This is a genomic window from Weissella halotolerans DSM 20190, from assembly GCF_000420365.1.
In the GTDB taxonomy this organism is placed as follows: Bacteria; Bacillota; Bacilli; order Lactobacillales; family Lactobacillaceae; genus Weissella; species Weissella halotolerans.
Window position 1 is genome coordinate 128,407 of the sequence record NZ_ATUU01000002.1, and the last position, 13,880, is coordinate 142,286.

Consider the following 13,880-nt stretch of genomic DNA (forward strand, 5'->3'; position numbering starts at 1 on the left):
TCCCTCCGATTATAACGAACTTCTATCCAATTAAAAAGAGTCCTTAATCAGAAAAGCACCCATAAAGATTCCCTAGCGGACTTTATGGGTGACCATTAACTTAGCTTATATCTATCTATCCTTAACTAGACATCACGCCGCTCGAGGGCCTGATAGTCAGGATGCCGAAGGAAGGCCTCACGCGCATATGAACATACTGGCTTGAGTTGCACACCAGCCTGCTGAGCTCGTTCTACCACTTCAGCTAACATTTGTCCCGCAACACCCTGTCCGCGCAAGGCTGGATTAACGTAGGTATGGTTAATGGACCAAACCCGACCGTTATCAATTGCCGGAAACAAAATTTCGGCTAATACCTGTCCATCTTGCTCGTAAAACAAGCGCCCTGGCTCAAACGTAAATTGCATCTTGACCCCCCCTTTAACGTAGCGAACCCACATAATTAGGCATCCAAGCGGACCCAATTTCCTTGACCTGCACCTGACCAGCTAAAACATCAACTGTTAAATAACGGCCACCGCCCAAATAGATACCAGCATTCGTGATTAAACGATTGTTCACCCAAAATACAATATCCCCTGGCATGACTTGATCAACCGGTACTAATTGTACAGCGTGCATCTGTTGTTTTAAGTTTGCCGGAAAGGCGACCCCATAAATTTTATTATAGATATACTGAATTAGGCCTGCTAGATCAAAGCCATTGGTTGGTTGCCGCCCTTGAAGCTGATAGGGTTTACCCTCAACTTCTGCAACCACGTCCCAAAGGGCAGCATGCATACTATTCATGATCATTTTCATGAGTACCCGTTGGATAAAACCAGCATTGGCCCCCTGCTTAATAGTTGCCGATACAATCTGAAAAGGGGTCTCCCCGCTCGCCGGAGTAAAAACAATTTCACTATCTACCTCACCATAGTCATCTGTATGGGTGACTCGGCCGTCCTCTAAATGATAAGGCATAACGCTCCTCCTTTAAAAAAAGAGGGACCCGAAATATTCGAGTCCCTCTTGGTAGGTTTCAATCTTAATGAATGAAAGTCAAACCAGCTGCAGATACTGTCCGCTCATGGAACATTAGACCAGCATAGTTACCTTCTGAAATGTTGATTGTACCGTTAGCATTTACAGATTCAACAACGCCCACATGACCAAAGGCACCGGCACCACCGACACCAGGTCCAAAGACAACAACTGAACCTGCGGCAGGTGTTCCGTTAACAACACGACCAGCAGCAGCGGCTGAAGCACCCCAACCAGCAGCATTACCCCAGTTGTTACCTACCCAACCCAAGGCATTCTTTACATACCAAGTGCACTGTCCGGCTGGGTATGTGTTAGGTGTGTTAGCTTGTGAACTAGCAGTTGCAACTGGTTGTGCAGCAGGTGCAGTAGCTTCAGTAGTTTGTGCTTCGGCTTGCGTATCAGCTGATGCTGCTTGCCCGTCTAATTCAAGTTGGTCACCAACAAAAATCAAATCCGCATTATCTAACTTGTTGGCCGCCACAATAGCGTCAACTGTAGTGTTATTTGCAGAAGCAATTGATGACAATGTATCCCCAGCTTTAACCGTTACAGAATCAGCTGACGCAGCAACCGTTGTGCCCCCAAAGACGGCAACCGCACCAGCAGCTGCTAATAGTGTACTTTTAGTCGTGTTTTTCATGCTAACTTTCTCCCCCATTGAACTCATTTATTGATGATTTAATAGTCTTTAATTTATTACAAGCCTTAGTGTACCGCTTTGAGGTTTCAGATAGGTTTTCTTAATATTTAATTAAGGTTACATTTGTGTTACGTTGAGCAACCTTCCTATACCAAACAAAAAAGCTGCCGCTAAAACTCGCGACAGCCTTTATTTTACCTTAAAAGCAATAGCTTGACAATGACAATCTTTAGTTGCCCTTCGTTAAGTCACGTGCTTCCTTGGCGTCTTTATCATCTGCTTTAATTTGTGCTTCTTCTTTGGCATCCTTTTCTTCAGCCTCATCCTCAGCATCTTCTTGCTTTGGATCAGAATCAGCCACAACCTTAATTTCACCCTTACGAACTTCAGCCCGGAGATCCTTAACACTAGGATTATCGAGGTAGAAGTCAGCGATTTGGTTCTCTAACTGATCTTGGATAACTCGACGTAGTGGACGAGCACCCATGTCTGGATCATAACCAAGTTCAACTAACTTACGCTTTGTAGCGTCAGTTACATCGATGTGCAAGCCCTTTTGTGAAATGGTCAAGTTCATGTCATCTAACATCAAATCAACAATTTTTAGCAAGTCCTTCTTGCTCAAAGAATTGAACTCAACGATGGCATCAAACCGGTTCAAGAATTCTGGACGGAAGTATGGGGCCAAACGTTGCATCAATGCTGGCTTCTTACCATCTTCATCAGCCGGAACACCTTGTCCAGCGTTAGAAGTCATGATAATAACAGTATCCTTGAAGGACACAACATGTCCCTGGGCATCCGTCAAACGACCATCATCAAGAATTTGCAAGAACATATTCAAGACATCAGGATGTGCCTTTTCAATTTCATCAAGCAAAATCAATGAATATGGATGACGACGAACAGCCTCAGTCAATTGACCAGCTTCATCGTAGCCAACGTAACCAGCTGGAGCACCAATCAACTTAGATACGGAATGCTTCTCCATGTACTCTGACATATCAAAGCGAATCATACTCTCTTCAGTACCAAAGAGCTCCTTGGCTAATTGCTTAGCAGTCTCAGTCTTACCAACCCCAGTAGGACCAGCAAAGAGGAAACTACCGATTGGACGACTTTCCTTGGTAAAGCCAACCCGGTTACGACGGACAGCTTGGGCAACCGTGTTTGTGGCCTCATCTTGACCAATAACGTGCTTGGCCAAATCTTCGCCCAAGTTCTTAAGTTGTGTTTGCTCAGACTCAGCTAACTCACCAACGGGAATACCAGTCTTCTTCTCAACAACCTTTTCAATATCCCGCTTGGTAACCGTTTGGGCAGCCTCATTTTGAGGCTTTTGTTCCTTAACTGCTTGTAGCTGTAAGGTCAACTGGTTAACTTGATCACGCCAGTATCCAGCTTTTTCGAAGTCTTCAGCATCAGCGGCCGCCTTCTTTTGCTTTTCAGCGTCATCAATCTTCTTTTGAATTTCCTTTGGATCACCGACCTTCAAAGAAAGATTCTTAACTGAACCAGCCTCATCAATTAAGTCAATGGCCTTATCAGGTAGGAAGCGCTCTTGGATGTAACGATTTGAAAGGTTAACAGCAGCTTCTAAGGCACCCTCAGAATACTTTACCTTATGGTAATCAGCATAACGTGGGGCAATACCCTTAATGATTTCCAATGCTTCTTCAGTCGTTGGCTCATCAACCATAACTGGTTGGAGACGACGGGCCATAGCACCGTCCTTCTCAATCTGACGGTATTCGTTTAAGGTCGTAGCACCAATCAATTGGAAATCACCACGAGCCAAAGCAGGCTTCAAGATGTTACCAGCATCCATTGACCCTTCACCAGTACCACCAGCACCCATGATTTCATGAATTTCATCAATGAATAAGATAACATCCTTACGCTTAGTTACCTCATCCATCAACTTTTGCATCCGCTCTTCAAACTCACCACGGACACCAGTTCCCTGTACTAGCGAAACGACATCCAAACGAATTACTTCTTTATTTTGTAGCTTTGCGGGTACCTTGGCGTTAACAATTGCCTGGGCCAAGCCTTCAACAATCGCTGTCTTACCAACACCAGGTTCTCCAATCAAAACTGGATTATTCTTGTTTCGACGGTTCAACACTTCTACTGTTTGGTCAACTTCTTCATCACGACCAATGACAGGATCAAACTTACCCCGGCGGGCCAAGTCGGTCATGTTAATACCGTATTGTGACAACAAACTCTTTTCTTGTTGCTGTCCTTGTTGTTGTCCACGCATTTGACGTGGGTCTTGTCCTTGTTGTGCACGACGAGGATCACGCTGCATCCGAGCAGCATCATTATTCATCATACGAAAAATATCATCAAAATCTGAAAATCCAAATGAATCTTGTGCCATGATTAACTATCCTCCTACAGTTTACGTTTTTACTATCTACTAATTCTTCATATTACTTTTTGCTTCCAAAGTAGAAGGTATCGTCGTTTGCAAGTACTCATACTCCCAAACTCCACCTTCTATATTAGCACTCTATCTACGAGAGTGCAAGCTTATTTTGAAATAATTTTAATCTTATTGTAACATTACGAAAAACCGCGATTTCTTTAAACTAGGAAGCCATTACCAGCTAGGGGCAGCTCTTAGTTCAACTTGGCAAAGCCATCATTAGCAACTTCTTGCAAGGTTTGAGCTGACTTATCAAAACGTGCTTGTTCACGTGCTGAGAGCGTTGTTTCGATTACCATTTCAACTCCGTTAGCACCGATGACCGCAGGGGTACCAATGTAAACATCACGCAGACCATACTGACCGTCCATATAGGCGCCAACTGGCAAAACCGCCTTCTCATCACGGAAAATAGCCCGTGTGATCCTGGCGAGGGCAGTACCAATCCCATAGAAGGTAGCACCCTTCAAGTTGATAATGTCATAGGCCTTATGGGCTGTCTTATAAAGGATATCTTCTAAGTCTTGTTCACTTAGACCAGCTTCCTTAGCCCAGTCCAGAATAGGGCGACCACCAATAGTTGCTTCATCAAAGTTTGCAAACTCTGAATCACCGTGCTCGCCTAGAATGTAGGCATTCACATCAGCTGGGGCTACGCCAAATTTATGGCCAAGGGCAACCCGCAAACGGGCTGTGTCTAATGATGTTCCTGAACCAAAGACCCGATTCTTAGGCAAACCTGAGAACCGCTGGGCAGCCATCGTTAGGATATCAACTGGATTAGCAGCTACCAAAATGATGCCGTCAAAACCTGAGGCCATCAAAGGGGTGATAATACTTTGCATAATCTTCAAATTCTTATCAACCAAATCCAAACGGGTTTCCCCAGGCTTTTGTGGTGCACCGGCCGTAATGACTACGAGATCAGCGTCAGCAGCATCAGAGTATTCACCAGACCGAATTTGCTTATTAAAGGTCCAAGGAGTTGCGTCTTCCAAATCCAAGGCATCTCCTTGTGTCCGCTCCTTAGCCACATCAACGATTACTAATTCTTCTGCAATCCCCTGTTGCGCCAAGGCAAAGGCGTAAGAAGAACCCACGGCACCGTCGCCGACCAAAACTACCTTTTGATGATGTTGCGCCATATTAACTAATCCTCCACTTTTTCTATCCTACATTAACGATTTACAGTCACATTATACCATAATTAAGGGCTTACAACCGCACCCACCAGTTCAATCTACCTTTACTGGCAAAACCCACAAAAAAAAGACAGGTACTAGAATAGTACCTGCCTTTGCTTATAACCATTGGGCATGCTGGATTCGAACCAGCGCATGACGGCACCAGAAACCGTTGCCTTACCGCTTGGCTAATGCCCAAAAATCAACTTTCTTATCATACAACAACCGATAGAGAGTTGACAAGGGGTTTTTCCATTTTTTCTAAATCAAACCTCGGGCCTTGGCACGTGACTTTGATACCACTTTTTCATCAAAGCGTTGAATAAATTGCAAGATGTCACGTGCACGTTCCTCACCAAAGGCTTCAACCCAGCCATCAAAACGATCCGTTACTCTTTGTGTGACAATCTCTTCAATGGCCAACCCACCTTCAGTTAAATGTAACAACATCCGGCGACGGTCCTTGGCGTCCGCCTCCTGATAAACATATTCCTTTTTCAATAACATCTTAATCTGTCTTGATACCGCAGCCCGGGTAACGTGGCGCGAGGCTACTATATCAGTCAAGGTAATCCCATCACATTCAGCAATGCTATGCATAATGAGGTACTGCTCAAAGGATAAGCCGTACTCGTCAGCTGGTTCTGAAATCACCTCATCCAAATATTTGAGCGTGGCTAAGTAAGCATTAATATATTCATTAAGTAAGGTAACACTTTCCTTATTCTTCATTGTTCTCTATCTCCACCTTAGTAATTCCTAACGTCATTAACCATGGTCCCCATTGTGTTAATTAGGCATGCCCCCACACGCCCTGTGCTTAAACATTACGACCATTAACAAATAATAGTTAAGCACTCTTAAATTATGGCCTTGCCCCCAGTGTTTGTAAATATAAAATCCACCTATTTCCCTATTAACTTACCTATTTTATAGTAAGAAGACCTTGATTTATTTCTTTTTGTTAGTGTTTACCTTGACAAACGGCCAAAATTCAGGTAATTTAGAACAGTTGAAAATAATCGATTATTAATAAACACTGCCTTCTTTCGAACACGGCGGTGTAAGGGAGGATATTACTTATGGCAGTTCCTGCACGTAAAGTTTCAAAGATGAAGAAGCGTTCACGTCGTGGTGGTCAAGGTGGTCTAAAGACCCCTGCTATTCACAAGAATGAAAATGGTGTTTACGTACGTAACCATCACGTAGCTTCTGATGGTACTTACAAGGGCCAACAAGTTACTTCAAAGTAAGTTTAATAAAAAGCGCTGGAACATTTTTGTTCCAGCGCTTTTTGTGTATATCTATAAAAAAAGAAGGCCAGCAGTCTTTAAGGACCAACAGCCATCTTTTTTTGCTATTAAGCTTTCTTTTTTGGATCACGCTCATCAACATTCGTCATGATTTGATCAACCAAACCATAATCTAGGGATTGTTGAGCATCCAACCAGTGATCACGTTCCGTGTCACGTTCAACTCGTTCTAACTTTTGACCGGTATTCTTTGCTAAGATATCATTTAACCGCTTACGGGTCTTCATGATTTCTTCAGCAGCAATCGCGATTTCAGTTTGTTGTCCTTGGGCGCCCCCAGAAGGTTGATGAATCATAAACTGAGAATTAGGCAAGATGAATCGCTTCCCTTTAGCTCCAGATGAAGCCAAGACGGAGGCCATTGATGCGGCTAGCCCAATGGTAATCGTTTGCACATCAGCATGAATGAAATTCATAGTATCATAAATTGCTAAGCCGGCAATCACTTCCCCACCAGGTGAGTTGATATACATATAAATGTCTTTATCTGGATCTTGTGCATCCAAAAAAAGTAATTGAGCAATAATCGAAGTTGACATTTGTGAATTAATTTCACCAGTCACCATGATAATACGATCAATCAGTAAGCGCGAAAAAATATCGTAGGACCGCTCACCGCGTGATGATTGCTCAATCACGTATGGAATTGGTAACATAATACGTCCTCCTTTTTAATAACACATAGCTTATGCCATCTCAAACTATTAGTCAAGCATAGTCAAAGCAAAGCTTATTTTTCGAACTGCTTGGGTAAATGCCCGGTTTGCCGGATTTCGTCTGCTAATTTGGTTAATTTTCGAAGCCGATGGTTCACACCTGATTTTGAAATCGGTCCCGAAGGTACATACTGACCAAGTTCTGATAACGGTGCTTCGCGATGTTGCAGACGCACCTGAGCTATTTCGCGCAGCTTTTCAGGAAGACGGTGCAAACCCAATTCTTCATCTAAGAAATGAATATCATCAATTTGTTTTTGACTAGCCGTTACCGTTTTATCGATATTGGCATTCTCGGCATTCACAAGCCGATTAACTGAATTGCGCATGTCACGCATGATGCGCACATCCTCCAGTTTCAACATCGCCGTCGTGGCCCCCATTAAATTGAGCATATCAGCAATCTTTTCACCTTCTTTAAGATAGACAATGTAACCAGCCCGCCGTTCTACCGTTTTGGCCTTTAAGTCAAAACGATTCATTAAGCGCTCAATTTGTTGTGCCTGTTCTTCATATAAGGAATAAATTTCCAAATGGTAGCGACTCGTTTCAGGATTATTAACTGAACCAGCTGCCAAAAAGGCGCCCCGTAAGTACGACCGGGCCATGCCTTCATCTGCCAACCAATCCTCAGGTAAAGTTGGTACCATTTCACCATGCTCAATAATATGTAAATCATCCAGTAACTGCCGAACATCCTGCAAAATACGAACCACATAAAGGTTGTGCTTTTGTAATTTCATTTGCCGCCGCACCGAAATTTCAGCCGGCAACTGATAAAACTGTTGAAGTAGGTTTAAGATGCGCCGAGCTGTGGCTGCATTTTCCGTTTGCACATTCAAGGTAAACCCTTGTGGTGCCAACCCTAATGACCCATTCATACGCAACAAGGCTGCTAATTCTGCACGCGCATTATCAGGATTGGTAATTTCCAAGGTAGTTAATTCTTTTTTTACATCACTAGCAAAAGACATCATTCTCCTCCAGCATCGTCAGCTGGTGTGCCAGCAATCTGCATAATTAATTTAGCCACCAGGTCGCCATCATGAAAGGCCCCATTCTCACGCAAGGCTAGGAAGTCACCTAAGATGGGGACTGCCCCCTCTTTTCGTACTTGATCAGGATCGAACCGCACCTGATGCGAAACCTCATTCCAACGATGCCAATCAATATAATCCTCGGGTACAACCCCTGTATTCATCAAAACAGCATCAACCACCTGTGCTCCCAAATGTTCATTAATAACCCGCACGTGGTCCGCCTCTGAATAACCATCAGTTTCCCCCTTTTGCGTCATAATATTGGCAATATACGTTACTTTAGCCCGGGTCATCTTCATCGCGGCCGCCACGTTAGGTACAACTAAATTAGGCAATATACTCGTGTAAAGGCTGCCTGGCCCTAAGACAATCTCATCGGCTGCCAAAATCGCGTCAACCACGGCTGTGGGTGCTTGCGCCACTTGATTAGCAGAATCAGCCTGCGGAGTGACCCAAATGCGGTCAATAGCATTATGTGCCGCCGTAATTTCAGCCTCCCCTGATAATTCACTGCCATCCTTAAACCGCGCGTGTAAGACCAAGGGTTCCTTAGCAACTGGGTAGACATGTCCATCCACCTGCATTAGCTGACAAAGCTGTTGCACACCTCCGTAAATGTCCTGTTTCTTCTCCGCAATCGCCGCAATAATCAAATTGCCTAAGGCATGTCCGGCTAACATTTCATCTTCTTTTTTAAACCGATATTGAAAAAGATCAATCAAATCGCTTGATACATCCGCTAATACAGCAATGACATTTCGAATATCACCAGGCGGAATAATGTTGAGATAGTCCCGCAACGTACCAGATGAGCCCCCATCATCGGCCACCGTAATAATAGCTGTTAAATCAGCCTGATAAGACTTTAACCCCTTTAAGATAACCGGTTGACCAGAACCACCACCAATCACTACAATTTTAGGGCCTTGGGCTGGCGTACTTTCTGCTAGTTCAATCATTAGCTTATCCTTTCCGACGGTCACTGTCCCGGTGATATTCATTAACGTGCCAGTTGGCTGCTTTTAAATCCGTCGCTAACCGATGGGCAAACGCTACTGACCGATGTTGACCACCTGTACAACCAAAGGCAATCGTCAAAGTTGTTTTTCCCTCTGCCTTATAGCGAGGCAATAACCAGGTAATGGTTTGGTAGACCTGCTGGTAATAGTCATTGGCATCCGCATTTTGCCAAACATAGTCAGCCACAGCTTGATCTAAACCAGTTTGGGGCTGTAATTCAGGCACATAATAAGGGTTTTTCAAAAAACGGACATCCATTACTAAGTCCGCATCGGCCGGCAACCCGTATTTAAAACCAAAGCTCATCACTTGGACAGAAAAAATAGCCTGTTGGTCACTCTTAGAACCAAACTGTTCAAAAAGATAATTCCGTAATTGCTTACTGGTAAATTCATCCGTTCGGATAACCTGATTAGCCATCCCCCGCATATCAGTCAATAACTGGCGTTCCTTTTGAATGCCGGCTAAGGTACCATGTTCACCTGCTAGCGGATGAGAACGCCGCGTCTCTTTATAGCGCGCAACCAATTCATGATCCGAAGCATCTAAAAAGATAATGCGCAACTGATAATCACCAGTGTTCCTGGCCTTCATCTGTGACAACTGATCATCCAGGTCAGCAAAAAAGTCTCCTGACCGGCTATCAATCATAATCGCCGCCCGTTCGATATTGGGCTCTTCAGAAATTAATTCCCAAACCCGGGGTAACATTTCGGCCGGCAAATTTTGTGCGGTAAAATATCCTAGATCCTCAAAGGCACTCATGGCTACCGTTTTACCAGCCCCACTCATGCCAGTTAAGATTACTAACTCTTTCTTTGCCATCTATCCGCCCTCTTTCAAACATTTCATATCATGCGTCATTATATCATTTTTTACTGGTTAGCCGCGGACTTCCCATCTATAATTTTCCACAAAAAAAGACAACCCGCTAAAGCGAATTGTCTACTTCTATGCGCTACTTGCCACCTTGACGCTTTAAGTCATGCAAGGCCTTCAAAGCCCGCTTCCGGGTCTTGATGTTAGGACTGTGCATCTTACGTCGTGCAGAAGCTAAATCTAGTTTTTCAGCCATCATATCCCTCATTTCATTTAATATGCTCAATGCTATAAGTTACTAAAAGTAAGTATAACGCTTGTTCGCTGTTTTGGCAACTATTCTTCTTTGTTGACCGCCCGCTGACGATCTCGGTCCATAATATCTTTCAAATAGTGCCCTGTATAAGACTGTGCCGTCGCCGCAATTTCTTCCGGTGTGCCCGTCGCAATCACTTGTCCACCACCTTCACCACCTTCTGGTCCCATATCAATCAGCCAATCAGCTGTTTTTATGACATCAAGGTTATGTTCAATCAGCAAAACCGTATTACCACCATCAACAAGACGTTCTAACACCTCCAAGAGGCGTTTAATATCATCCACATGTAAGCCTGTCGTTGGCTCATCAAGGATATAGAAGGTCTTCCCAGTCGAGCGCCGTTGTAGTTCGGCCGCCAACTTCATTCGTTGGGCTTCACCACCGGATAGCGTCGTCGCTGACTGCCCTAACTTAACATAACCTAGACCCACATCAACAATTGTCTGAAGCTTACGTCGAATTTTAGGAATCGGCGCAAAGAAGTCGACTGCCTCTTCTGCTGTTAGGTTTAAGACATCTGCAATGGTCAGCCCACGGTACTTAACTTCTAAGGTTTCAGAATTATACCGGGTTCCCCCACACACTTCACAGGTTACAAAGACATCTGGCAGAAAATTCATTTCAATTTTAAGGACCCCGTCCCCCTTGCAGGCCTCACAGCGTCCGCCCTTGGTATTGAAAGAGAACCGCCCCTTGGCATAACCACGTAGTTTGGCCTCATTCGTCTGAGCAAAAAGCGTTCGAATGTCATCAAACACGCCAGTATAGGTGGCCGGGTTAGAGCGCGGAGTCCGTCCAATTGGACTTTGGTCAATATCCACAACTTTATCAATATTATCGACCCCGGTTATCTTTTTAAAACGACCCGGTTTCTCCGAATTATGATTAAGTTCGGCCTTTAAAGCCCGCTTTAATATCGTATTGACTAAGGTAGATTTACCCGAGCCAGACACTCCGGTTACAACAATAAAATCACCCAGTGGGAAGTTAACCGTGATATCTTTCAAATTATTCTCTTGCGCCCCAAAAACGGTAATCGCCTGACCGTTGCCGGTTCGACGACTGGTGGGTACTGGAATAAATTTTTTACCCGCCAAATATTGACCAGTCAAGGAAACAGGATTGGCCTCGATATCTGCTGGACTACCAACAGCCATTATTTGCCCACCATGGGCTCCTGCTCCCGGACCAACATCGACAATGTAATCAGCAGCTCGCATCGTATCCTCGTCATGTTCGACCACAATCAGCGTATTACCTAAATCACGCATGGCTTTGAGGGAATGAATCAATCGGTCATTATCGCGTTGATGAAGACCAATTGAGGGCTCATCAAGCACATACATGACTCCTGATAGATTAGACCCAATTTGGGTGGCTAACCGAATCCGTTGTGCCTCACCACCCGAAAGCGTCCGGGCCGAACGCGCCAAGGTCAAGTAGTCCAGCCCTACGTTCTTCAAAAACCGTAACCGGTCTGTAATTTCTTTTACAATCGGTTGCGCAATTTGACCGTCCTGTTCACCAAATGACAACCCTTCAAAAAATGCTAATTCCTGATCAACAGGCCATTCAACAATTTCACCAATATTGTGGCCGCCCACTTTAACCGACAAAGCTGCCGGACTCAGCCGATAGCCATGACAGGCCGAACAGGTTAACTCATCCATATAGGATCGCATCTGTTCACGCGTAAAATCAGAATTAGATTCTTTATAGCGCCGGTTAATATTGGTAACCACACCCTCAAAGGTTGTATCAACATCCCTTACGCCACCGAAGTCATTTTCATAGTGAAAATGAAAGGGTTCATCTGAACCATGCAGAATGACTTCCTGTTGTTCTGCTGACAAGTCCTCAAAGGGCTTATCCATCGGAATGCCTGCCTGTTCACAAAATTGACGTAGCAACTCTGGATAGTATTGAGAGGAGATTGGGTTCCAGGCCGCAATCGCCCCCTGGGCCAAGGTCTTTGTTTTATCGGGCACCACCCGGTCAATATCCACCTCTAAGGTTAACCCAAGGCCACCACAGACAGGGCAGGCCCCTTCTGGAGAATTAAAAGAAAACAGCTGAGGCTCTAAATGGCCCACAGCGTAGTGCTTCAAGGCCCCCGTATAATGGTCAGAAAAAGTCAATGCACCGCCATGGATGTCATCCAGCGTTACCAATCCATCTGCCATCCGCAGGGCTGTTTCCATTGCTTCATATAGACGGGCCCGTGAACCCTCCTTCAAGATAATCCGGTCAACCACAACGCTTACATCATGATACTTATTTTTATTTAACTTTAGCTCATCAGATACTTCATGTAATTCGCCATCAACCATCATCCGAACAAAGCCTTCTTTTCGGATACGGTCGAAGATAGTCGCATGCGAGCCCCTTTTATGACGCACAATTGGTGCTAGTACTTGTAACCGCGTCCCTTCCGGCAACTCTTCATCCACATAATTCAACATTTGATCAATGGATGGCTGTACAATAGTGCCATCTTTGGGGGCGTCAGGTTGGCCCACTCTGGCAAATAAAAGACGATAATAATCATTAATTTCAGTTACCGTACCCACCGTTGACCGGGGGTTTTTTGACGTCGTCTTTTGATCAATTGAGATGGCCGGACTTAACCCCTCAATAGAATCAACATCCGGTTTGTCCATTTGTCCCAGAAATTGGCGAGCATAGGCTGACAAGCTCTCAACATAACGGCGTTGCCCTTCAGCGTAGAGCGTATCAAAGGCGAGCGAGCTCTTACCCGACCCCGACAAGCCGGTCACAACCACAAACTGATCACGTGGTATATCGACGTCAATGTTTTTTAAATTATGTGCACGTGCACCACGGATTTTTATCCAATCATTTGGCATGCTAGCTGCCCCCTTTACTGCTTATTCATAGTCACTATTATACACGTTTGTGTCAACATAAGTTAGTTAAAACTTAACACTGGCCTTTTATGGTTAAATTACGGTTAATGTTCCTAGGTAATTTGAGTAAATTCCATTAGATTGGTTATAATAGGGCTTAAGAACCATATTTGACTCAGGAACTGTGAGGAAATCTCATGCAAAATATTAAAACTAAACCCTGGACCTGGCGGTGGCTGAGCCAGCACTTAGCCTCCTTCTTACTCCTGTTGGTTGTAATTGTCGTTGCCACAGCAACCCTTACCGCCTTAATCATTGGTGTAGAAGAAGCTCTAGTCTTGCTAGTAGCTCACCGTCCCATTAACACCTATGCCAATGCATATGGAAATGCCTTTCAAACGGTCCTCTGGCACTTTTTACTTGTTTTTACGGTGGTTGCCTATTGGGCTTTATTAGACACTTTTACTCCTGAGCCAAAAAACACTGAAATCTGACCACTAAG

The 13,880-nt window shown here is 44.5% G+C and carries 14 protein-coding genes and 1 tRNA gene; 2 read left to right on the top strand and 13 right to left on the bottom strand.

The window, feature by feature from the left end; genetic code table 11:
* Positions 1 to 125 precede the first annotated feature (125 nt).
* From G414_RS0103200 to G414_RS0103230, 7 genes are all read right to left on the bottom strand, one after another.
* The gene (locus G414_RS0103200; RefSeq protein ID WP_022791419.1) at positions 126 to 407 is read right to left on the bottom strand and encodes a GNAT family N-acetyltransferase; all 282 of its coding nucleotides are present in this window, start codon (positions 405 to 407) and stop codon (positions 126 to 128) included.
* 13 nt (positions 408 to 420) lie between these two features.
* On the bottom strand, positions 421 to 963 hold the full coding sequence (locus tag G414_RS0103205; protein ID WP_022791420.1) for a C40 family peptidase: 543 nt from the start codon (positions 961 to 963) through the stop codon (positions 421 to 423).
* A 64-nt stretch (positions 964 to 1,027) separates the two neighbouring features.
* Entirely contained in the window at positions 1,028 to 1,666 is a 639-nt protein-coding gene (locus G414_RS0103210) for a CHAP domain-containing protein (RefSeq protein WP_022791421.1), read from the bottom strand.
* Between the two features lie 229 nt (positions 1,667 to 1,895).
* The gene (locus G414_RS0103215) at positions 1,896 to 4,052 is read right to left on the bottom strand and encodes an ATP-dependent Clp protease ATP-binding subunit (RefSeq protein ID WP_022791422.1); all 2,157 of its coding nucleotides are present in this window, start codon (positions 4,050 to 4,052) and stop codon (positions 1,896 to 1,898) included.
* A 242-nt stretch (positions 4,053 to 4,294) separates the two neighbouring features.
* Complete coding sequence (locus G414_RS0103220) at positions 4,295 to 5,245, bottom strand: L-lactate dehydrogenase (RefSeq protein ID WP_022791423.1); 951 nt, start codon at positions 5,243 to 5,245, stop codon at positions 4,295 to 4,297.
* A gap of 165 nt (positions 5,246 to 5,410) precedes the next feature.
* A tRNA-Gln gene (locus tag G414_RS0103225) sits at positions 5,411 to 5,482 on the bottom strand.
* A gap of 63 nt (positions 5,483 to 5,545) precedes the next feature.
* Positions 5,546 to 6,016 carry a MarR family winged helix-turn-helix transcriptional regulator gene (locus G414_RS0103230; RefSeq protein WP_022791424.1) on the bottom strand — a complete coding sequence of 157 codons (471 nt, stop codon included), beginning with the start codon at positions 6,014 to 6,016 and terminating at the stop codon, positions 5,546 to 5,548.
* A 350-nt stretch (positions 6,017 to 6,366) separates the two neighbouring features.
* Between G414_RS0103230 and rpmF the strand changes: the two genes are divergently transcribed.
* Positions 6,367 to 6,537, top strand: a complete 171-nt coding sequence (gene rpmF, locus G414_RS0103235; RefSeq protein ID WP_022791425.1) for a 50S ribosomal protein L32 — start codon at positions 6,367 to 6,369, stop codon at positions 6,535 to 6,537.
* A gap of 107 nt (positions 6,538 to 6,644) precedes the next feature.
* Here rpmF and G414_RS0103240 read toward each other — a convergent pair whose 3' ends face one another.
* From G414_RS0103240 to uvrA, 6 genes are all read right to left on the bottom strand, one after another.
* A complete protein-coding gene (locus G414_RS0103240; protein ID WP_022791426.1) occupies positions 6,645 to 7,253 on the bottom strand; it encodes an ATP-dependent Clp protease proteolytic subunit in 609 nt (202 codons plus the stop codon).
* A 74-nt stretch (positions 7,254 to 7,327) separates the two neighbouring features.
* Entirely contained in the window at positions 7,328 to 8,287 is a 960-nt protein-coding gene (whiA, locus tag G414_RS0103245; protein ID WP_022791427.1) for a DNA-binding protein WhiA, read from the bottom strand.
* Positions 8,287 to 9,312, bottom strand: a complete 1,026-nt coding sequence (locus G414_RS0103250) for a gluconeogenesis factor YvcK family protein (protein WP_022791428.1) — start codon at positions 9,310 to 9,312, stop codon at positions 8,287 to 8,289. The genes whiA and G414_RS0103250 overlap by 1 nt, the downstream gene beginning before the upstream one ends.
* 4 nt (positions 9,313 to 9,316) lie before the next feature.
* The gene (rapZ, locus tag G414_RS0103255; protein WP_022791429.1) at positions 9,317 to 10,198 is read right to left on the bottom strand and encodes an RNase adapter RapZ; all 882 of its coding nucleotides are present in this window, start codon (positions 10,196 to 10,198) and stop codon (positions 9,317 to 9,319) included.
* 133 nt (positions 10,199 to 10,331) lie between these two features.
* On the bottom strand, positions 10,332 to 10,448 hold the full coding sequence (locus G414_RS07615; protein WP_022791430.1) for a putative metal homeostasis protein: 117 nt from the start codon (positions 10,446 to 10,448) through the stop codon (positions 10,332 to 10,334).
* Positions 10,449 to 10,528: 80 nt separating this feature from the next.
* Positions 10,529 to 13,378 (bottom strand): excinuclease ABC subunit UvrA, encoded by a 2,850-nt coding sequence (gene uvrA / locus G414_RS0103265; protein WP_022791431.1) that lies wholly within the window; start codon positions 13,376 to 13,378, stop codon positions 10,529 to 10,531.
* A 197-nt stretch (positions 13,379 to 13,575) separates the two neighbouring features.
* Between uvrA and G414_RS0103270 the strand changes: the two genes are divergently transcribed.
* Positions 13,576 to 13,872, top strand: coding sequence for a hypothetical protein (locus tag G414_RS0103270; protein WP_022791432.1), 297 nt, complete (start codon positions 13,576 to 13,578; stop codon positions 13,870 to 13,872).
* Positions 13,873 to 13,880: the final 8 nt, after the last annotated feature.